Annotated in this window: 30 protein-coding genes; 9 read left to right on the forward strand and 21 right to left on the reverse strand. The window is 33.3% G+C overall.

Features of this window, described 5'->3' with window-relative positions; translation table 11 throughout:
• Positions 1-8: 8 nt before the first annotated feature.
• Positions 9-602, reverse strand: a complete 594-nt coding sequence (locus AC1Q51_RS18550; RefSeq protein WP_086409237.1) for a DUF4825 domain-containing protein — start codon at positions 600-602, stop codon at positions 9-11.
• 441 nt (positions 603-1,043) lie between these two features.
• On the opposite strand from AC1Q51_RS18550, the gene AC1Q51_RS18555 reads away from it, so the two are divergent.
• Genes AC1Q51_RS18555 through AC1Q51_RS18585 form a run of 7 tightly spaced genes read left to right on the forward strand, consistent with a single transcriptional unit; the run spans position 1,044 to position 2,226 of the window.
• The gene (locus AC1Q51_RS18555; protein ID WP_000156197.1) at positions 1,044-1,184 is read left to right on the forward strand and encodes a YrzI family small protein; all 141 of its coding nucleotides are present in this window, start codon (positions 1,044-1,046) and stop codon (positions 1,182-1,184) included.
• 27 nt (positions 1,185-1,211) lie between these two features.
• Positions 1,212-1,355 (forward strand): YrzI family small protein, encoded by a 144-nt coding sequence (locus AC1Q51_RS18560; protein ID WP_000142729.1) that lies wholly within the window; start codon positions 1,212-1,214, stop codon positions 1,353-1,355.
• Between the two features lie 28 nt (positions 1,356-1,383).
• Positions 1,384-1,527, forward strand: a complete 144-nt coding sequence (locus AC1Q51_RS18565; protein WP_000668965.1) for a YrzI family small protein — start codon at positions 1,384-1,386, stop codon at positions 1,525-1,527.
• 27 nt (positions 1,528-1,554) lie between these two features.
• On the forward strand, positions 1,555-1,698 hold the full coding sequence (locus tag AC1Q51_RS18570) for a YrzI family small protein (RefSeq protein ID WP_000668968.1): 144 nt from the start codon (positions 1,555-1,557) through the stop codon (positions 1,696-1,698).
• Positions 1,699-1,724: 26 nt separating this feature from the next.
• Positions 1,725-1,865, forward strand: a complete 141-nt coding sequence (locus AC1Q51_RS18575) for a YrzI family small protein (RefSeq protein ID WP_000669797.1) — start codon at positions 1,725-1,727, stop codon at positions 1,863-1,865.
• Positions 1,866-1,917: 52 nt separating this feature from the next.
• Positions 1,918-2,058, forward strand: coding sequence for a YrzI family small protein (locus tag AC1Q51_RS18580; protein ID WP_000669802.1), 141 nt, complete (start codon positions 1,918-1,920; stop codon positions 2,056-2,058).
• A 27-nt stretch (positions 2,059-2,085) separates the two neighbouring features.
• Positions 2,086-2,226, forward strand: coding sequence for a YrzI family small protein (locus AC1Q51_RS18585; protein ID WP_000668497.1), 141 nt, complete (start codon positions 2,086-2,088; stop codon positions 2,224-2,226).
• A gap of 240 nt (positions 2,227-2,466) precedes the next feature.
• On the opposite strand, the gene AC1Q51_RS18590 is transcribed toward AC1Q51_RS18585, so the two are convergent.
• A complete protein-coding gene (locus AC1Q51_RS18590; RefSeq protein ID WP_000837894.1) occupies positions 2,467-3,552 on the reverse strand; it encodes an AI-2E family transporter in 1,086 nt (361 codons plus the stop codon).
• A 149-nt stretch (positions 3,553-3,701) separates the two neighbouring features.
• Between AC1Q51_RS18590 and AC1Q51_RS18595 the strand changes: the two genes are divergently transcribed.
• A complete protein-coding gene (locus AC1Q51_RS18595) occupies positions 3,702-4,523 on the forward strand; it encodes an HNH endonuclease (RefSeq protein WP_098235389.1) in 822 nt (273 codons plus the stop codon).
• Positions 4,524-4,751: 228 nt separating this feature from the next.
• On the opposite strand, the gene AC1Q51_RS18600 is transcribed toward AC1Q51_RS18595, so the two are convergent.
• The 12 genes from AC1Q51_RS18600 to AC1Q51_RS18655 all read right to left on the reverse strand — a co-directional run bounded on the left by AC1Q51_RS18600 (position 4,752) and on the right by AC1Q51_RS18655 (position 14,543).
• Entirely contained in the window at positions 4,752-4,844 is a 93-nt protein-coding gene (locus AC1Q51_RS18600; protein ID WP_001289320.1) for a putative holin-like toxin, read from the reverse strand.
• Between the two features lie 195 nt (positions 4,845-5,039).
• The gene (gene ssuD / locus AC1Q51_RS18605; protein WP_098237025.1) at positions 5,040-6,152 is read right to left on the reverse strand and encodes an FMNH2-dependent alkanesulfonate monooxygenase; all 1,113 of its coding nucleotides are present in this window, start codon (positions 6,150-6,152) and stop codon (positions 5,040-5,042) included.
• A gap of 76 nt (positions 6,153-6,228) precedes the next feature.
• Positions 6,229-7,077, reverse strand: a complete 849-nt coding sequence (locus AC1Q51_RS18610) for an ABC transporter permease (protein ID WP_098237026.1) — start codon at positions 7,075-7,077, stop codon at positions 6,229-6,231.
• 16 nt (positions 7,078-7,093) lie between these two features.
• Positions 7,094-8,080, reverse strand: a complete 987-nt coding sequence (locus AC1Q51_RS18615; protein WP_098237027.1) for an aliphatic sulfonate ABC transporter substrate-binding protein — start codon at positions 8,078-8,080, stop codon at positions 7,094-7,096.
• A gap of 17 nt (positions 8,081-8,097) precedes the next feature.
• The gene (locus AC1Q51_RS18620; RefSeq protein ID WP_000218578.1) at positions 8,098-8,853 is read right to left on the reverse strand and encodes an ABC transporter ATP-binding protein; all 756 of its coding nucleotides are present in this window, start codon (positions 8,851-8,853) and stop codon (positions 8,098-8,100) included.
• 181 nt (positions 8,854-9,034) lie between these two features.
• Positions 9,035-9,547, reverse strand: a complete 513-nt coding sequence (locus tag AC1Q51_RS18625; protein WP_097924029.1) for a ribonuclease FAU-1 family protein — start codon at positions 9,545-9,547, stop codon at positions 9,035-9,037.
• A 177-nt stretch (positions 9,548-9,724) separates the two neighbouring features.
• Positions 9,725-10,780 (reverse strand): hypothetical protein, encoded by a 1,056-nt coding sequence (locus AC1Q51_RS18630; protein WP_001103387.1) that lies wholly within the window; start codon positions 10,778-10,780, stop codon positions 9,725-9,727.
• Between the two features lie 12 nt (positions 10,781-10,792).
• Positions 10,793-11,266: a tetratricopeptide repeat protein gene (locus tag AC1Q51_RS18635; RefSeq protein WP_000400637.1), complete on the reverse strand. Its 474-nt coding sequence runs from the start codon at positions 11,264-11,266 to the stop codon at positions 10,793-10,795.
• Between the two features lie 141 nt (positions 11,267-11,407).
• Complete coding sequence (locus tag AC1Q51_RS18640) at positions 11,408-12,097, reverse strand: phosphopantothenoylcysteine decarboxylase domain-containing protein (protein WP_000676727.1); 690 nt, start codon at positions 12,095-12,097, stop codon at positions 11,408-11,410.
• A gap of 15 nt (positions 12,098-12,112) precedes the next feature.
• Entirely contained in the window at positions 12,113-12,916 is an 804-nt protein-coding gene (locus tag AC1Q51_RS18645; RefSeq protein WP_161114651.1) for an AAC(3) family N-acetyltransferase, read from the reverse strand.
• Between the two features lie 230 nt (positions 12,917-13,146).
• The gene (locus tag AC1Q51_RS18650) at positions 13,147-13,548 is read right to left on the reverse strand and encodes a GNAT family N-acetyltransferase (protein ID WP_023522256.1); all 402 of its coding nucleotides are present in this window, start codon (positions 13,546-13,548) and stop codon (positions 13,147-13,149) included.
• 56 nt (positions 13,549-13,604) lie between these two features.
• Entirely contained in the window at positions 13,605-14,543 is a 939-nt protein-coding gene (locus AC1Q51_RS18655) for a DMT family transporter (RefSeq protein ID WP_000644593.1), read from the reverse strand.
• Positions 14,544-14,731: 188 nt separating this feature from the next.
• On the opposite strand from AC1Q51_RS18655, the gene AC1Q51_RS18660 reads away from it, so the two are divergent.
• Positions 14,732-15,100 carry a hypothetical protein gene (locus AC1Q51_RS18660; protein ID WP_257129873.1) on the forward strand — a complete coding sequence of 123 codons (369 nt, stop codon included), beginning with the start codon at positions 14,732-14,734 and terminating at the stop codon, positions 15,098-15,100.
• Positions 15,101-15,252: 152 nt separating this feature from the next.
• On the opposite strand, the gene AC1Q51_RS18665 is transcribed toward AC1Q51_RS18660, so the two are convergent.
• The 7 genes from AC1Q51_RS18665 to AC1Q51_RS18695 all read right to left on the reverse strand — a co-directional run bounded on the left by AC1Q51_RS18665 (position 15,253) and on the right by AC1Q51_RS18695 (position 20,038).
• Positions 15,253-15,777, reverse strand: coding sequence for a DinB family protein (locus AC1Q51_RS18665; protein ID WP_000653846.1), 525 nt, complete (start codon positions 15,775-15,777; stop codon positions 15,253-15,255).
• Between the two features lie 15 nt (positions 15,778-15,792).
• On the reverse strand, positions 15,793-16,293 hold the full coding sequence (locus AC1Q51_RS18670) for a GNAT family N-acetyltransferase (RefSeq protein ID WP_000620322.1): 501 nt from the start codon (positions 16,291-16,293) through the stop codon (positions 15,793-15,795).
• A 33-nt stretch (positions 16,294-16,326) separates the two neighbouring features.
• Entirely contained in the window at positions 16,327-16,872 is a 546-nt protein-coding gene (locus AC1Q51_RS18675; RefSeq protein ID WP_075720278.1) for a GNAT family N-acetyltransferase, read from the reverse strand.
• A gap of 15 nt (positions 16,873-16,887) precedes the next feature.
• Entirely contained in the window at positions 16,888-17,589 is a 702-nt protein-coding gene (locus AC1Q51_RS18680) for a nucleotidyltransferase domain-containing protein (RefSeq protein ID WP_075720276.1), read from the reverse strand.
• A gap of 21 nt (positions 17,590-17,610) precedes the next feature.
• The gene (locus AC1Q51_RS18685; protein ID WP_075720274.1) at positions 17,611-18,288 is read right to left on the reverse strand and encodes a DNA alkylation repair protein; all 678 of its coding nucleotides are present in this window, start codon (positions 18,286-18,288) and stop codon (positions 17,611-17,613) included.
• Positions 18,289-18,516: 228 nt separating this feature from the next.
• Complete coding sequence (locus AC1Q51_RS18690; protein ID WP_098235385.1) at positions 18,517-19,473, reverse strand: PLP-dependent cysteine synthase family protein; 957 nt, start codon at positions 19,471-19,473, stop codon at positions 18,517-18,519.
• A 175-nt stretch (positions 19,474-19,648) separates the two neighbouring features.
• Complete coding sequence (locus tag AC1Q51_RS18695; RefSeq protein ID WP_000800663.1) at positions 19,649-20,038, reverse strand: VOC family protein; 390 nt, start codon at positions 20,036-20,038, stop codon at positions 19,649-19,651.
• Positions 20,039-20,133: the final 95 nt, after the last annotated feature.

The raw sequence follows: 20,133 nt of genomic DNA on the forward strand, positions 1-20,133 counted from the left end.
CCCCTCCATTATTTCAACTGGCTCACTGGATATTTAGCAAATAAAGATTTCCGAAAATCTTTATCTTCCACAAGCATTTTAATTTTTTCATTATTATCGTTAAGAAACTTTACTACTTTCTTTTTATCCCATATATCATCTTCTTTTGGAAAATCATCAAATTTTCCATGCAAGATTGATAGGATTTCCTCCCTTTTCATCATAAATTTTATATTCTCTACCTGAAACTCGTAACTGTTTGCATTTGGCACTAAAACTACAAGATAAATAATGTTAAAGAGAAAATTCTTCTTCATCGTATCTTTCTCATCAAACCAATACGTCTCAATCATTTCTTCTGTAAGAGCCCCACTCTCTTTTGCGCCATAGTTCACTTTTATATTTTCATTTTCTAAACTTATACTTTGAACTGTTCCACCACCGGGTAAATGATTAATAATTGCAACCACATCTGAATTATTACCAACGTATGTCCCAGTATATTTCTTAAAATCATCTGAACTAACATCATATATATCTTTTATTCTTTCTCCATTAGAACAAGCCGTAATAAATAAAAAAATTGTTAGCATAACGATTATGTTATGATGCATATATTTCATTTAGCATCCCCCATTTTTATCGATATTTCGTTAATTACAATATTTACTTTCAAATCCCTTTTTAAATATACGCATTTTAATCAAAATTAAAAATTTTCATTTTTTATGTTTACAATTATCCATTAATTGTATATACTTACTAACGTAAGAAAAAAATTCTAAAAGGAGGTCGAAGGAAATGATGAAATTACAATTACATGCATTAACTTTAGCGTTAACTGCACCTGTGTTTTCTGGACAATTAAATATGAATTCGACCACCCTAATGGAGAATTGAAAATCGTACTTTATTTCATTTAATTCATAAATTCGCCACAGGAGGTCGTATACTTTCCTGTGGCTTTTTCACGCCCAGCCATAGGAGAACTGTATCTTCCTGTGGTTTTTTTGCGCGGTTTTTTAGTCTCTTACATTATTTTTCTAAGAAAGGAGCAACATTCAATGACTATTAGCGTATTGTTTTTAAGTATTACGATTCAAAGAAATACAATTTCCAAAGGGGAAATTCTTCATAATGAGCAAATTGAAAAAGCTATGAATGATGTTAAGGAGCGCCAAGCACTTTACTGTGATCACCTGTAATTCCTTTTCGAAAGGAGGAATTCATTTATGACTTTTCATATTTTCTTTTTTACGACTGTGCTTCAAAAAAATACTTTATCTGAAACTGAAATCAATCGTAAACAACAGTTAAAACAACTGACTGATAAAATAACTGACATTAAAAGTTCATACTACACTCAAATGTATTAAAAATATATTTTAAAGGGGCAATATATTCATGAAATTTAAAGCATTCTTTTTAACAATCACCATTCAAAAACGTAAGCTTTCACAGAAAGAGATTTTACGTGAGCAACACATCCAAAGCATTATGGACGAAGTAAAAGAGCGCCAATCTTCTTATTACACTCGTCTTTTCTAAATCACTTATAAAGGGGTCATAAATCTAATGAAATTTAAAGCATTCTTTTTAACTATCACTATTCAAAAACGTAAACTTTCACAGAAAGAGATTTTACGTGAGCAATACATTCAAAATATTATGGACGAAGTAAAAGAGCGCCAATCTTCTTATTACACTCGTCTTTTCTAAATCACTTATAAAGGGGTCATTATCCAATGAAATTTAAAGTATTCTTTTTAACCATTATCATTCAAAAAAATACATTTTCCGAGTCTGAAATGTTTCATGAGCGACAAATTAATCAGGCTATGGATCATGTAAAAGAAAGACAAAGTCATTACTGTAGTCATCTGTAATTTCTTATTACACTCGTTTTTTCTAAATCACTTATAAAGGGGCAATTATCTAATGAAATTTAAAGTATTCTTTTTAACCATTACCATTCAAAAAAATAAATTTTCTGAGTCTGAAATGTTTCATGAACGACAAATTAATCAGGCTATAGATCATGTAAAAGAAAGACAAAGTCATTACTGTAGTCATCTGTAATTCCAATTCGAAAGGAGGAATTCACATATGAAGTTTCACCTTTTCTTTTTAACGATTACAATTCAAAAAGAAACAATATCTCAAAATGAATTAAAACAAGAAAGACAATATAAACAAGTTATTGATGAAATTCGAGATCGTAGAAGCAAATACTACACTCACCTTTAATCGTTTAACTATATAGAATTGAAAGGAGTCGATTATGATGTTGATAGCACGCTGTAAGGAAATGATTTGGATAGTTCAGAGGGATTCCACATAGTTTTATAGAGCTTATATCACACAAGTTTATCACTGAATTTGATGTATAAAAAATATATAATAAAATTAAATCAACCCACTTTTAATTATTTATTTATAAACAAAAGATACACCACTTAAAAAGCGGTGTATCTTTCTCAGGTTTCACTATTTCCGATTACTTCTCTTTGTCTTAAACAATCTCACTAAGTTCGAAACAACAGTTTTTGTTACTGCATAAACTGGTACTGCTAAAATCATTCCGATGATTCCAGCAAAATTACCTACCCCTAAAATTAGGATAATAATTGTTAATGGGTGAATGTTTAATTTCGAGCTCATAATACGCGGTGAAATAATATTACTTTCAAACTGTTGTACAATTGTTACGATAATAATTACGTATAAGGCTTGCATCGGAGAAACGAACAGTCCTACAATAACAGCTGGTGCTGCCCCAATAAATGGCCCTAAGTTAGGAATGATGTTTGTAAATGCTGCAATAATTCCTAAAACGAAAGCGTACGGTAAATCGATAATTAAATAACCGATAAAAGTAAACGCACCTACAAATATACAAACGAGCGCTTGCCCTTGAATATATGCAGATAATGTTTCGTTCGTTTCCTTAATGATACGAAGCCCCTCTTCACGGTAAGACTCAGGTAATAAACTTACCGCTTTTCCTGGAAAGGCATGTCCATCTTTAAACATGTAAAATAAAATGAACGGTACTGTAAATACAACTAATGCAACGTTCGTGATAATACCAAATAAAGCCGTTGCACTCGACGTAATTGTATTTGGAATATCTTTTAAGTATTCAATCGCATTTTTTTCAATTGTTTCAATGGAAACGTAGTTTTGTGTAGATAACCATTCAAACAACCTATGATGTGATAATTCTTGTATGTATACTTTCCCCTCTTTTATGTAGCTTGGCATATTTTTTACTAAGTCCATTAGCTGTTGTGAAATCGTAGGAACAACTACTCCAACGCCAACCGCAGTTAATGTTATGATAAAAAGATATAACAGTAATATCGCTAAATTTCTAGGTACTTTTTTATTCTCCAAAAAGATTAATACAGGATTAAATATGAAGTATAAAAAAAGCGCGATTAAGATTGGGAAAAACAATGTTGATATGAAGATACCAATCGGTTGAAATAAAAATGATATTTTTGTGCAAATAAATATGATTCCTACAACCATTAGCACTTCTAATGTCCAAAAGTGCACTTTTGATTTCAAAAAAACGGCCTCCTTTAAACTAGCACTTCTATTCATTGTACCAAAATAAGCATGAATTTCACATAATATTTTCCTTTACAATATTCCAAAATACCGATAAATACACTACAATGAGATTACATACAAATTTGCAGGTAAAGGTGATAAAAATGACACAATGCATCATTTGCAGAAAAGATACGAAAGAACTTAGTGAACAATATGTCATTCCAGAAATATTATGTGGATATTATTTCACAAACTCAATTTGTGATACTTGTCATGAACAAATGACAACAAATATTGATCGTCCTTTAATTAGGCATAAATTGAGTCAATTTAAGATTGAACAAATGAAAAGACAAATTGATTCCCCACTCTATACGAATGAGCACGGTGAGGAACTTGCGGCTGCTGAGACTGATGTTGTCGAAGTAAGCGACGAGATTCTTTATTCTAATGCATTAATTATGAAACTATGTAAAAAGCACGATATTTCCTTACATAATGAAATTTGGAAAGAGGAACGTGTAACGAAAGTAGCGAGTTCTATTCAACGTGAATTACTATTAGATAACCGTAAATATAAAATGAGTGTATTAAAAATGGCTTATACATTCGCTGTACAAGCAGTTGATGGCTACTTTGAAGATCAAGATGCAATTGATATTTCTACCATTCTCTCAAATTCAGATTTCGTGGAACTAAAAGAAAAAAGCATTGTACGTGATTTAAGCAAAAGTTCTTTATGGAATACGCTAAATACAAGTAGTGAAAATCATTACTTTATTTTACTTAGCGATAAAGACGGCCTGTTTTGCTTCATTCGTTTGTTTGACATCTTTGATGTTGTCGTTCATTTATCAGAAAAAAGATTTGACCTTCCATCGCCGATTGTCGGTGTAAATAATGTGAATACGCAGAAATTTTATGTCCAAAGTTTAAAACAGTATATGGATGGGCTGTTTAAAGAAAAAGCACCTACTATATAACAGAGACCAGAACATACGGTCTCCTTTCTTGATGAAAAGACACTGTGTTATAATGAGTATGAAAAGAACAATACAATCACATAAACCAATTATAAATTGTATATAAATAAAAAAGACTAGTGTGCGGCTACACACTAGTCCACGTAACTTAGCAGATTGGATTGTTCATTTATCCTATTTGTTTCTTACAAACAAAACAACCCACATTCTATAGGCATAGGTGGGTTGTTATTTTTTGAGCTTGTCTATTAAAACGACGACGAACGTTAACAATGCAACGAGAAACAGTCCACCCTGCAGTAGCAACGCTATTTCACTCACGTATTATCACCCCCCTCCTACTCGGAGAAGTGATAATTGAACAACCAACCGCACCTTAAGTTACCCTTTAATTTTACCATATTTTCTAATAATTTACGATGAAAACCCGCAAGCGAATAACTTGCGGGTTTTTTATCCCGTGTTAACAGGCAGTAAACAAAATGAAGAAATAAATAAGTGAAACTTTATTTCTCACTATTTTTTTAATGCATATGCATCAGCAATCATTTCACCAACAATTTTATTTTCTTCTTTCTTCTCGTCTTTCAATAATGGGAATAACAATTCTGCCACTTCATACGCTTCTTCTAAATGCGGATATCCTGATAAAACAAACGTATCAATTCCTAACGATTCATATTCTTTTATCCTTTTTGCTACTGTATGCGGATTGCCTACAAGTGCAGTACCTGCCCCACCTCTTACAAGTCCGATTCCAGCCCATAAATTAGGGCTTATCTCTAACGACTCTCTCGTACCTTTATTTAAATGGGTCATCCGTTTTTGACCAACCGAATCATATCTTGCAAATGTCTTTTGAGCAAGCTCAATTGTTTCATTATCCACATATTGAATTAAACGTTCTGCCTCTTCCCATGCTTCTTCTTCTGTTTCTCTTACAATTACGTGTAATCTAATGCCAAATCGCACTGTACGCCCCTTCTCTTCTGCAAGTTTTCTTACTTCTTCTATTTTCTCTTTCACTTGCTCTGGCGGCTCTCCCCACGTTAAATATACATCACTATGTTCAGCTGCTACTTCTTTTCCAGCAGCTGACGATCCTCCAAAATATATAGGAGGATATGGTGTTTGAACTGGTGGGAAGACAACTTTACTATCTGTAACTTTAATATGTTTTCCTTCTAAAGAGATCGTTTCACCTTGCAATGTCGATTTCCAAACTTTTAAAAATTCATCCGCTGCTTCATATCTTTCATCATGATCAAGATATAATCCATCTCCTTGTAGTTCAACTGGATCTCCTCCAGCTACTACATTAATAAGCAGCCTCCCATGTGAAATTCTATCAAATGTAGATGCCATCCTCGCTGCAACTGTAGGGGACATTAGTCCTGGTCTCACTGCTACTAAAAATTTTAGTTTTTCTGTTTCAGCAGCAAGAGCTGAAGCTAACACCCAAGGGTCTTCACATCCTTGACCAGTTGGAAGTAAAACACCCGTATATCCTAAATAATCAGCTGCCGCAGCAACTTGCTTATAATAACCATATTCAGCTGCTCTTCCTCGTTTTGTCGTTCCTAAATATCGACCATCTCCATAAGCCGGAATAAACCATAATAATTCCATACCTGTACACACCCCTTATTTATTTTGAATCGTATACTAACACATTCTATATAAATTACCCCTAATAATTTATATGTTAATTCCCTGTCTCACCTTTAAAGTTATCTCGCCATCTTAAAAACTTCACTTCTAGTAAACGTACTAGAGAGTCAGAAAACTTCCCAACAAATGCAAATATAATTATGCCGACAAATACGATATCTGTATTTGAAAATTGCCTTGCATCCATAATCATATAGCCAATACCTTCTGTAGACCCCATAAGTTCTGCTACTACTAAACTCACCCATGCAACACCTAACGATAACCTTGCCCCTAGTAAAAGGTTAGGCAATGCAGATGGTAAAATTAGTTTCGTGATTAATTTTCTTTTACTAAACTCTAACACTCTCGCAACATCAAATAACTTTGAATCCACACCTCTAATACCTAAAAATGCGTTTACGTATAAAGGAAAAAATGCACCATCTGCAATTAATAACACTTTTGATGTTTCACCAAAACCGAACCATAATACGAAAAGCGGTGCAACAGCTAAATGAGGTACAGTTCTTAACATTTGCACAGATGGATCTAAATATTGCTCACTTCTCGTTGAAAATCCAACAATCGTTCCTAAAATGATTCCTAAGCCCCCACCAATAAAGAAACCAGCCGCAGCCCTAAATACACTAATACTTAAATGGCCGAATAACTCTCCTGTTTTAATAAGCTCTTGGAAAGCTAGAAAAATATCTAATGGTGTTGGTAAAACTGTTTTAGAAACAAGACCGAATACACCAGCTAACTGCCAAATTATTAATATAATAACCGGTATAGTAATCGCCCTTACTAAAACTTTTACATTTAACTTTCGCACCTTCTTGACGTTGTTTTTCTCAATCGTTATACTCGCTGGTTTAATAACAGCTTTCGTATTTTCCACTTTACAAAACCTCTTTTCACTTCGCTTTCAATGCTTTTTCTACGAAAGAATTATCCACAACTTTTTCCGTCTTAATTTCTTTCTTTATAGAACCGAGCTTATATTGAAAATCCGCTGTCTTTTGTTGTTCTGTTATTATTTCCTTCGTTACTGGAACTAAAATTGGTTTGTCGTGATTAAACACTTCTTTTACGATCTTCGCATCTATCTTTTTTACAGAAGTATATACTTTTATTGCTTCATCTAAGTTAGCATCTTGCCATACACGTGCTTTCTCATAAACTTTGAGGAATTTCTCAACTAATTCTGGATGTTCTTTCGCAAATTTTGTTCTCGTAATTAAAAATTCTGGTGAAGAGACATTTAATGTTTCACCGTCTGCAATCACCTTCGCACCTTTATTTAACGTATGTAATGATATGAAAGGGTCCCAAATCGCCCATGCATCTACTGATCCTGATTCGAATGCAGGCTGCGCTTCATCTGGTTGTAATTGAATGACATTTACATCTTTTGAATCAATCCCTTCTTTATCAAGTGCTCGATACAATAAATTAAAAGCACTACTTCCTTTTGCTACTGCAATTTTTTTACCTTTTAAATCTTTTACACTCGCAATCTTGCTATCTTTTTGAACGAGAATTCCAGTTCCTTTTCTCGCATAACTTGTATTGGCGATTTCGGTAAATCCAATACCTGCTGCTTGCGCTGAAATGACTGGAGAATTCCCTACTTCACCAAAGTCTAATCGGTTTGATGCGATTGCTTCAAAATAAGGAGGTCCACTTTGGAACTCTGTCCATTTCACTTTAACTCCTTCTTTTTTAAACTCCTCTTCAAACCACCCCTTTTTCTTTGCTAGTAATAGCGGGCTTAATCCTTGTTGTATACCAATTTGTATTGTTACATCTTCTTTCTTACTACTTACTGTACTTTTTTCACATCCTAATAAAAATACTGATATAGCTAAAGCAAAAGAAAGAATTTTAAATTTTTTATACATATAAAATCACCCTTTTCCTATATACTTGTTTGAATCAACCCTCCATATTCAAACTGCTGTAATACTTTCGTTCGAAGTTGTTGGAACGATTGAGAAGTTTTATTTCGCGGATAAGGCAAATTATTTTCAATCACTTTATGTATTTTCCCTGGTTTTGCACTCATAATGATAATTCGGTTTGAAAGATATATCGCTTCGTCTATATCATGTGTAACGAATATCATTGTTGTTTTCTTCTGCTCCCAAATATTCAGCAATACTTCTTGTAAATGACTTCGAGTAAAAGCATCCAGCGCTCCAAAAGGTTCATCAAGTAATAATACATTCGGATCTCTTAATAACGCTCTCGCTATCGCAACACGTTGTGACATCCCGCCTGAAATTTCTTTCGGATACGATTTTTCAAAGCCATCTAACCGAACGATTTCAACCCATTCTCTCACCTTATCTTTCACATACTTATCTTTTAACGACAAATCTGCCGCTATATTTTCTTCAACTGTTAACCATGGAAAAAGCCTATGCTCTTGAAAAATAAAACCTTGTTTCTTGCTCGTTTTTAAGATAGGCTCCCCGTCAATAATAACTTCACCTTCAAAATCATTATCTAGACCTGCAACAATTTTTAGTAATGTACTTTTTCCGCACCCACTCGGACCAATTACTGTAACAAAATCCCCTTTCTCTAATTGAAAATTAATATTCTCTAATACTTGAACAGTACCAGTTTGTTTCAAAAAATATTTTGATACCCCATCAATTGAAACAGTCATTTCTTCTCCTCCTTAAAATGATTCATATAAATGAACAGATTCAGTATTTGTGCAATAAAAAAACCAAAGGCATTTTATCAACAGATAAAATGCCTTTGGTTTCTCCAATCAGCAATACGTTATGGAATTAAGTACATATTATACAAATATTTCCGATAAGTCAACTAGGTTTTAGCGAACATTATTTATTTTTAAAGATATCAGCAGTCCCTTTTATTATTTTTGGAAGGAACGTTTTAATTGTATCCGTTAATAAATGAAGAGCTTCGTTCACATAACCACCTTCGAAATTTCCTAATGGTTCTGGTAATTCATCCTCATCTAATAGGAAGTATTCTCCATTTGGAAGTACCATAATATCGATGATTAAATCTTCGAAGGAAACCACTTCGTCTTTTATTTGTGTGTTTTTTACGATATTAAAATAGGAACCTAAATACTTCCCTTTTATATCTCTCCATACGTATAAATTGTACGGACGATCTTTCCAATAATATGCGATTGTATAACTTCCTTTTGGGATTGTTAACTTAGTATCTTTTGCAGTCATTGTAAATGAATACTGCACCTCGTGAAATAAAACGATACTTTGTGATTGCTTTTCAAGTAATAAACAATTGTGATCTACTATTGTTGAGTTATACCGGATTTTTCTTTCTATAATTTCACTTTTCGATGTAAGTAACTTATTCATTATTTTGTTTCCCCTCATACTAGTTCTATCCTCAATTACATACTTCTTTATATAATGATTTATACAAGTACACAAGAAAAACTCCTTCTTATTTAGAAAGAGTTTTTCACTATCCATGTTTCATATTTTTTCACTTCTAACGGAAACTCATTTGTTTTTATGTAACTAACAGCACTATTACTCATGTTTTAACTTTTCCTTAACCGCATCATAAAATTTTCGTTCTTCATCAACATTTAAGTGCACACGACTTACTGTTTTAGAAAATCCATATAACAACTGTGCTTTCACTGGCTCTTTTAATGTTATTTCAAAAGTAGCAGGTTCTTTTATGAACTCCATAACAGTTGCATCCAATACCTGTTTCCCTTCTTTTGCCGTTAGCAATTCATCCTTGTAAAACGCAATATTATCAATTTGTGTAAATGGTATAACAATTTTCTTTCCTAATCCAATTTGAATGATTACTTGTTCTTCTGTTACGATAAGTGGATTTTTACGCATCGCTTGTATTTCAGCTATAAAATAAATCATCGCGTATACATTTAAAATAAGTAAAATCCATGCTATTACTGGATTCCACTGGTGTAGCAAATAATGAAAACCAATACTTTCTATTAAGGTCGCATGGATGATCATGATATATACACCTATTGCACCAGTCTTTTTGTGATATGAGTATACGTATTCACCTTCTGGTACTTTTTCACGCCACGATAAAAATGCATAATAGATTAACTTACACTCCGTTACAATGATATCTATTAATTTATTTCTTTTCATAGTAGCGTCAAACGCAGCATCAATTGCATAAGAAAATGAAGAGTACTCACTTTTATATTCTTTATATTTTTTTATTATGGTAGGAAGCTTTCTAACAATTTTATATAGAAGGAATAACTCTAAACATACAAAAGCAATTTCTCCTGCAACTATAATATAAGAAACGTATGAAAAATCTTGTAAATAGTCACTTGGAATAATAAATCTTGCAAAAATATAACCAGCTATTACAACAGGAACTATATACGTTAACGAGTACCTTTTTCGAATAATGAAGAAATACGTGATGATTGGAATGACAAACATGCAATCTAATAATGACCCAAGTACAACTTCTTTCGGCGCAGCTGGTACTATTGGAAGAGCATACAATAAATAGTTTGATAGCATAATTAAAGAGACGAGTCCAATCCAAATACCTTTTCGCCTTCGCGATAGTGTAACATTCATACGTTCACTCCTTTATTTAAAAACCTCATTTAAGTGGTCTTTATAAAATGAAATGGCACGTTCAAATTCTTTTACTTCCTCTACTTTCACGACAGTTTCAAGTAATAATTTCATCGCTGACTCGTGATCGTTTACGTTATATTTTGCTAATGATAAAAATACTTTCATCGGATCGTTCTCTGGGAATTTTTTCACCCCAGCTTCTAATACTGTAATTGCCTTTTCATATTCCCCTATACAACGATATGTACTTCCTAGACCAATATAAGCACCGCAAAGGGATTCGCCATCAAGTCCATTTGCGATTGCCTGCTCATAATACGGAACTGCTTCTGTTTCTAGCCCCATTACATCATGTATCCACGCACACTGATACAGTACTTCTGCATCCTTTGTAAAGTTTGTTAATCCTATAAGCATCTCTTTAGACTGCGCATATTTCTTTTCGTTTCTAAGTTTAATAGCTTGCTTTAATAAATGTTCCATAGAATCCACTCCTCACCAATTATTCTGTGTATAGCTCTTGATTGATATACGCTTCACATTCGTGTAAAAGTAAAATTCCCACCAATTAAAGTTTCGCTTACTTATTACTATGCGGATTCATTCTTATCTAAAAACTTAATTTTAAAAAGCAGTGACACGATTACATAATACCTCTAAGCTTTTGACAATTTCTTTCGCTGTTTCATCTTTCCCATTACACAACTTCCCTTTACCATCTTGTCCAATTACATAATGCACAGCTCCGCGCGAATATAAAGAATGTGGTGAATTCGCAATCATTACATTCGCCCTTGCTTCTTTCATTCTATTTTTCGCTCTTTCAAACAGTTCTTCTTCATTTAAATCACTTTCAAGTTTAAAACCAATAAGTACTGTTTCTGGGTCCCATTCTTTTATTTGTTTTAATACTTTTGGAGCCTTTTGAAAGTGAATAATCGGTGCTATATCACTTGAAATTTTTCCGTTCATATTAAGAACATTACCATCTTGATCACAGATCTTCTCCACAATCCAATCTGATCCAGCCGCTGCCATAATAACCGCATCAACCTTTTCATGTGTGATGATACTTTTCATTTTATCTTGTAAATCAACAATCCCTTCAAATGGATGTAATTCTAACCCTCTATGTACATCGCTCGGTTTCTCCGCAAAATAACCGTGTAAATATATAACATGTGCCCCTTTAGCTAGAAGTTCTTCTGCGATTATCCTTCCGATTGTACCTTTAGCCATATTCGTATGCCCGCGTACTTGATCCCATTTTTCTAGACAACCACCGCTCGTAATTAATACCTTTTTCCCCTTCATTGTAACCATCCCTTACTAATTTTTCTTACGAAACCATTCTGTTCCAAAGTCAACTATATCACGCTGTTTCATTAGACGACACGTTGCATTACCTATCTTCCCGTTTTTTACAGTTCCTTTTCGCTCAAACTCCACACCAATTTCTACAAACTTCTCAGATTCGTAATCCATTTCAACAAACTTTTTCCACACTCTTTCACCGTTTTCTATAATAGGTGCTCCTACTTGTATTAACTCACATGCACCAGTACGCACCTCGGATAAATGAACAGACGTATTTGAATCATATCCAACACCAATTAATAATACGTACCCGTCTAAATCGTATATTTTTCTTAATGGAGATTCTTCTCCAAAGCTCATTGATAATGAATGGTTCATTGTTATCTCTACTGCATGTTTTCCCCATGCAGCAAAACTTCCTAACGGATGATTACTACGTACTACATTCGGATATGTACGAAAACATTCAACTATTTCACCCATTCCCCTTGTTGGGGTTATACGTGAATCAAATGCAGGGACGTTATCTCGGATAATTTGCCACCAGTCTTCCGGTACAGGTGGTCTTGACCAATGTTTCGGATCGGACAAATCCGAAGATTGCGTTGGCATTATTATCGTTCCTTCTTCCGTAACAACTTTCATTAATGCTTCTACTACGGCAACCGCACCACCAGATATCCATCCGATAGAACTTAGTGATGAATGAACGATAATTGTCATTCCTTTTTCGATTCCTAATGCTTTTAAATCTTTTGTTATTGTTTCGATTGTATTTGGAAATTGTGTGCTTGCTACTATTTCATTCATTTTCATATTGGTTCCCTCACTAGCCACGTAAATTTAAACTTTTATATAAATATATTATCATATTTTTCTTAATTTTTAACTTAATCATATTCATTACTACAAAAATATGTATATGGGTGTACTGAAGCCTCAAAACTCTATTAAAATCGTAGAGAATGATAAGCGAGAGTTTTATTAAATGAAGAAAAATGTAAATCTTATTTTTTCAAGCTATACTCCATATGCATATTTTTATACTATTTTTCCAAATAACAATGAAATCTTTCGATTCCCATATATTTTTCTCCTAAACTTTTAACTTGAAAACCAATTCTTTTATAAAATTCTACCGCCCCATCGTCTGTCTCTGCTTCTATATAAGTCAATTGATATATCCTTACCACTTCTTTAATCATTTGCAGTGCGATTCCTTTTTGACGATAATCTGAAGCCACTGCTATATGACATACTCGTGCTTTAGTTGCTCCGATTACTTCAATACCTATACAAGCTTTTTCTTCATATTTGTACAAAGTCCCTTTATTACTTTGATAAAATATTACTGCCTTCTTTAAGCTTATTTCATTTGGACCGACCGCATATTGTAGCACATTTAATATTGAATCTTTTTCAATTTGTTCAACACGCTGTAAATTCATATTTTCATCCCTTTCTATGAAAAAAGACTAACTCTTAATAAAAAGAGCTAATCTCATTACGCCGTTATTTTTTCTTCTTTTTTTACAACGACAGCCACATAACTATGAAGTATCATTCCAATAATAACGAGACTCATACCAACCCAAGATAAAGATGACGGAATTGGTGCAGATAACCATATCAGCTCTCCTACTAGCGCAAATAAAACTTCACCAGACTGCGTCGCTTCCACTGTTGCTAGTTTTTGTGGATCATCTTTTACAAGATCTGTTGCAAAGAAAAATAATATTGTCGCGATTAACCCAGAACTAACTGCTACAATAAAACATTGAAAAACTTGGTTACTTGACGGTAATCCGCCAGTTGATACTTCGTAACCAGATAATAAAAACCAAAATGGTAAACTTGCTAATGTCATACCGAGTACTCGCTGAAATACATCTAATTCCCCTTTACAAACTTGCATCATTTTTCGATTTCCAAGAGGATACGCAAATGCTGCAATAAGTACAGGAACTACACATAAAACGGTTTCACGAATACCTAATGAAGAAGCATGTTCTACTTGCATGAGAACAACACCGAATAAAATAATGCCCGACATAACTAATTCCTTCATCGGAAGTTTTTTATGTAGTGGATCCACCGCAAAAAATGGTGTTAACAAAATCCCTGCAACGATTGTAATTTGCCATGTTGATGCAACGAGCCAACCTGGTCCGAACGCTCCAGCAAAACTAAGCGGTGCATAAAAGAGACCAAATCCAACGATACTCCATACTAACCATTCTTTCGGATTGTTTTTCATATATTGAAAGAGTTGCTTTAAGTTCCCTCTATACATAACAATAAGTAATAGCATTGGAACCATAAAATAATACCGTAATGATGCACTCCAAATCCAGCTTCCACCTTCTAAGTCCATTGCCCGGTTTAAAACAAAGGTAAAGGCAAAGAAAAATGATGCCAGTATCCCTATAACAATTGCTTTCATTGTAAAACCCCTTGTATTTAATTTTTAATCTCTATAACATATATTTTAGTATACGCGATGAAAAATCTACATACAAACTTACATTTCACTTTCCATTCACTTGCAATGAAAAAGATAATAATACATTCATTTATTATACTTAATATAAAAACATTAAACAGAAATAATTTTAAAAATAAGTTACTTCTATGGATGTGATAACACTGAAAATATACAGAGCCTCTATACAATCTATTTTATTTGTTCTTTCTTTCGGAGTTTTTTTCCTTCTAATAAGTGTTTTATCTTTAATGGAAGAATTTGATTTACTAGGAATTATTTCAATATTTTTCTCCTTATGGCTACTAAAGTATGCCCTAACCTTATGGAAAACACGTGCAAACGATATAGGTTCCTATTGGGATGATGAAAGAATTGTAGTAGATTTGCATGGGAATAAAGTGTATTGGTATGAAATCAAGGATATTACATACCAAAATTTTCAAGGGTCAAAATCTACCTTAATCTCGACCCACTATACTCACCATGAAAATATACGAATCCGCCATAAAAGATGACTACCAACTATTGCACATTCAATTTACTGGTTTTCTATTGAAAAACCAAAAGATTATCATAAAAATTTAATGATAGCTTGGGAAGAAAAGCAAACAAATAAAAATAAACGCCTCCTTTAATTATTATTTAGGGGCGTTTGTTCATTCAAAAATTAAAGAATATGTAGTTTATATTCTCTATATAATTTCCTCAATCGACTTATATGTGCTTGATGATACCGATTATGATCTGCTATATGCCAAATTCCCCATCTTATAGTCGCATTTTCCCCTTTTTCATACAAAACTTCCCGCGTTAAATCAGTTTCTGTTAGTTTCATACATTCTTCATAAAACAATTTTTGCACTGCTTCATAATCTTGCATTAACTCTTGCAACGTGTATTTTCTTAAACTCGGTATTTCTCCTACTTCATTCAACATAGGACCATATTTATTTTCAAATGCTGTTGGAACATCTTCTCCCTTGAAACGATACACCCAATGTAAATCGACAACTGCTAAATGCTGAAGTAACTGCCCAATACTATTTTCATTATTTTCAGACCCTTTATAGGATAGTTCGTTCTCTTCAGTACCTTCTACTAACCTTTGCAATCTATTAAACGTATCAGCAACCGTCGCATACAAAATCGCTACTTGAGGGTCCAGATTTCTTTCTAAATGGAGATCTTTCATACAAAACTTCCTCTCTTAAAAGAACAACACCATATGTTCATCATCACTATACACACCATTCATTTTTATAGCCCTTTTTTCAATTCCGTACGTTTTAAATCCCATTGATTCATATAATCGTTTGGCTGGTTCGTTCGTTGACACAACCCCTAAATTCAATTGCTCTAGCTTCATCTCTTTTGCCCTTTCAATTGCTTTACGTATTAAATCACGTGCAAGACCACTTCTTCGATTTTCAGTATCTACATACATTGCAACGATATGCCCTTTATGCTTATATGCGTCCTTTTCTTCTGTTAATAAAGTAACAACCCCAACTAAACGATTTTCATTATTAAAAGCACCAAATGTAAAACTACTGTTGGATGAAAGATTACTAGCAACGCGTTCAAGAGGGTTTTCTTGACGTACTGCTTCTTCATAAGTCGTTACAAATGCTTCTGGATTTACTTGTAGTGCTTGTAAACGTAACTCCCAATATTGTTTTGCATCCGCTTTTGTAAGTAATCGAATCATTTTATCTTCCCCTTTTTAATTGACATAATATTTTTATAGGTTATTATTTTTTAATTCATACTCTTCTTTTAATATACTGTAACGATAGCGATGAATGAACTTTCCCTGTCTCAATCGATCATTTCTCATTAACCCTTCGCATACAAATCCGGCATTTTCATAACTCTTTTTAGCTTGTGTATTATCTTCATCTACACGTAACCAAATTTTCTCCAATTCAAACTGGGAAAAACCTATTTGTAACATGCTGTTTAGAGCTGCCATTCCAAATCCTTTACCCCAATAGTCTTTATTTCCAATCGCAATTCCTAGTTCTGCATTTTTATTTGTTTTATCAAAATTTTTAAGGTCTACCCATCCAATATGTATACCTTTCTCAGTAACGATCGCCCTTTGTTCATAACCATTTTTTCGGCTTATACAAGCTTCAATCCAGATTCTCGTATCTCCACGAGTGAACGGAGGATATTGGTCTGGTACGACTAAATGCTTTGTTACATCGCTATCTAACGACCATTGATAGCGATCTTCTACATCATCTAGTGTCAATTCTCTTAATTGAACATATGGTACATTCATTTTTCTCTCCCCTTTTTATTTACCAATAGAAAATCCTTCGAACACTCTTCCACCATACTGTTCTAACGTCATTTCTATAAAATGAATTAATTCATTTTTCTCTCCCGTTTTATAAAAATGATCAAAAGCCGCTACAAATTTGTTTGCATATTGCTCATCATATCTTCTTAGCACTCTAATAAACCATTTTGAACTCCCAAGCCACCTACCATTTACTCTTAATACATATTCATGTACTAAATCCGCTAATAAATTAGCGATAAACAATTCTTCTTCTCTTTTTGTTGCACCAATAAAGTCATCTAAAGTATCCGTAATAAAATATCGCTTCTGCTTAATCGTTTCTTCGGTCCATTTAGCTGGTCCTTTATGTAGTAAATCATTCGCTTCTTTTTTTAATTTCTCAACAATTTCCTTTTCCCCTTTTAATACAACCCCTTCTGAAACTAATTGTGGTAACGACGGTCTCCCTCGATCACAATCCATTTTGAAAAAGGTTTTATATGTTGTAAAATTATGAACAAACACCTCAACAGGCCATCCATTACTATAGAAAGATTCTCTATAACAAGAAGTTAAACTTTGGTCAACTATTACAATATCAAGGTCAGATGTTTTCGTCGCTTCTCCTCGTGCAACGCTTCCGCCGAGTAAAGCTACATCACAATTCGGAAATTGTGATGTAATTATGCCTTGTGCTGCTTCAATGGGTTTCATAGCCGTTCCTCTTTTCTTATTTCATTTTCTTTTTTCAGCTCTTTCTCTCGCTTTTTTTATATAGCTTTCTGCATCTGGTGTTTTACATGATGTTGTACCGTGATCAACCTCTACTTTTCCAATTTCACGTGCGATTTCAATCGCTTGTCGCTCTAAGTCTTCATTACGAATTCCTATTGCGATTAAAGCACTATTCATCGCTTCTTTTTTTCTATTTTTTTCATTATGTATATTTTCTTTAATCTCTTCTAAGTATGGAGAGAAGAAATCATCATGTAACGCTTTATTTTTAATCGATATATTTGCTAATAAAGACCAGCCAGCTCTTCCAATCCATTCATCATTAGACTTTGTCCACTCTTCCATTCTTTCTATTGCAATTGGCGAAGTACATATAGATGTCATAAAAACATCCATTAAACAGTAATAATCAACATCCTGAACCCAACTATTAAGCTGTTCTGCTGTTATATTCTTCGGGTCTAAAATATAAGTTGCTAATGTCATCGCGTCCATATTTTTTGTTTCCCACAATTCAACTGCTAAATCGTGATCTTTTTTTATTTTCTTTTTTAACAATTTTAGATTCGCAAAACTAACTCCGAATAATGGCTCTTTCGCTCCGTGGTTTTTATACGTTTTTCGATTTTGTTCTGTTCCATATTCCTCTAGTTGCTGCATTACTTCCTCAAGTAACATATACCCACCTCTTTATCTTTTATGTTGACTGTATATATGTATGTACGATATATTCTACATTACTTTTTGTTTTTCCTATATTTATTTTTAAAATACGGTATGTGAAATTTCTAAACATTGCACAGCTATACCATTAAAAAACTGTACATGTTAAACATACAGTTTTTTGATGGTATCAATTTTGCGTAGAATAAGATATAAACTACGAAAGAACTTTTAATGGTCCTCTCAATCACCTATTTTTTCAACTAAATTTTTTACATCTGACCACTCTTCTATTGACCCTGCGTCCGGAAAAACTGTAACTACATTAAAATTCGCACCTTTTTCTTTCCCAATTTGTTTAGCTGCTAATAAATTCGCTGCCGCAGAAGTTCCTATTTTTATACCAGTATCTTTGTAAAAACGTGCCATTTCATACAGGGTATCTTCATATGAATAAGTCCATTGTTTTTCTATCAAATTTTCTTCCTGTTCTATGAAATGTTGTTTCCTTCCTAAGCCGAACCCACCTGATCCAGCATATTTCTTTAAATCATTTGGTGGTTGTTCCGAACCATAAGGCAATTCAGCAGGCATTACTAAATGTAGTTCAACATTTTTTGTATAATTCTTTATTGCTGTATAGACTCCCATTAGAGTCCCACCAGTACCAGCAGATGCTACCCATGCATGTATTGGTTTTCCATTCATTTGTGCAATAATTTCTCGCCCTGTACCTTCTATATGACTTACTAGATTTGCATTATTATAATGTTGGAATAAAAAGTATAATTCTGTCTTTTGTTTGCTAATCTCTATTGTTTTCTCAATTACTGCGTAGAACCCTTTACATTTATCAACTAAGATTACGTTAGCACCATAACGATCAAGTTCATTTAATAGAGATTTACCGGTTCCAGAACTTAAAACTAACGTGCATTGAATCCCTAAATAATTACAAATACACCCAATTGACCTCGCTAAGCTTCCACCACTATACTCTAAAATATTTTGTTTTTTGTCCGCTTCTTGTAAATATTTATTAATCATTCCAAGTGCTGCCCTATCCTTAATTGACCCTGTAGGGTTATGCCATTCACATTTAGCATAGATAGAAAGATCCTTCGTTTCTTCGCATTTTAATTTCATGAGAGGTGTATTTCCAACATGTTTAGAAAACTCTTCAAAATGGTTTACTATCATACTTTTATACCTCCTTCATAAATTATGTTTATTACATTTGTTCTTAGCCAAAATACTTTCTACATTTTAATAACTCTCTCAATAAGATCTTCTTATATAAAAATCCCTACAAACACTGTAGGGATTTATGTCTAAATCATTTTGTTACACTCTATTTCATATGAAAATAGTTTCTTTATTCAGATGCATTCATAAGCACAATTCTCCAACCATCTGGATCCTCTATTGTGGTTCCTTTCTCTATCCAATACGGGTTTTCTGGTTCCACCTCATGATAGCCCATATTACTTAATCGATTCACTATCTTTTCAATTTCATCTTTATTAGGCATATAAAAAACTAGTAAATTATCTTTTGTCGGTGCCGGACATGGACTTCCATTAACATGTGTAGTAAACTCCAAATGATACTCTTCATCTGGTAAGCCAAACATAACCCCATCATATCCTTCATGATTGTGAAATTCCCCTATACGTTTTAAACCTAATCCTGTTTCATAAAAATTTATCACTTCTTCAAATTTATCTGTTGGTCTTGCAATTCTAAATTGAACCCAATTCTTCATGCAAATCTCCTCCTTTTCATTTTCCAAAGCTTTATAGTAATTAGTATAGGTTACATATATTCCCTTTAACATCCCTCATTAGTGTGAACTTCCTA

Source organism: Bacillus sp. MT94 (assembly GCF_058792475.1).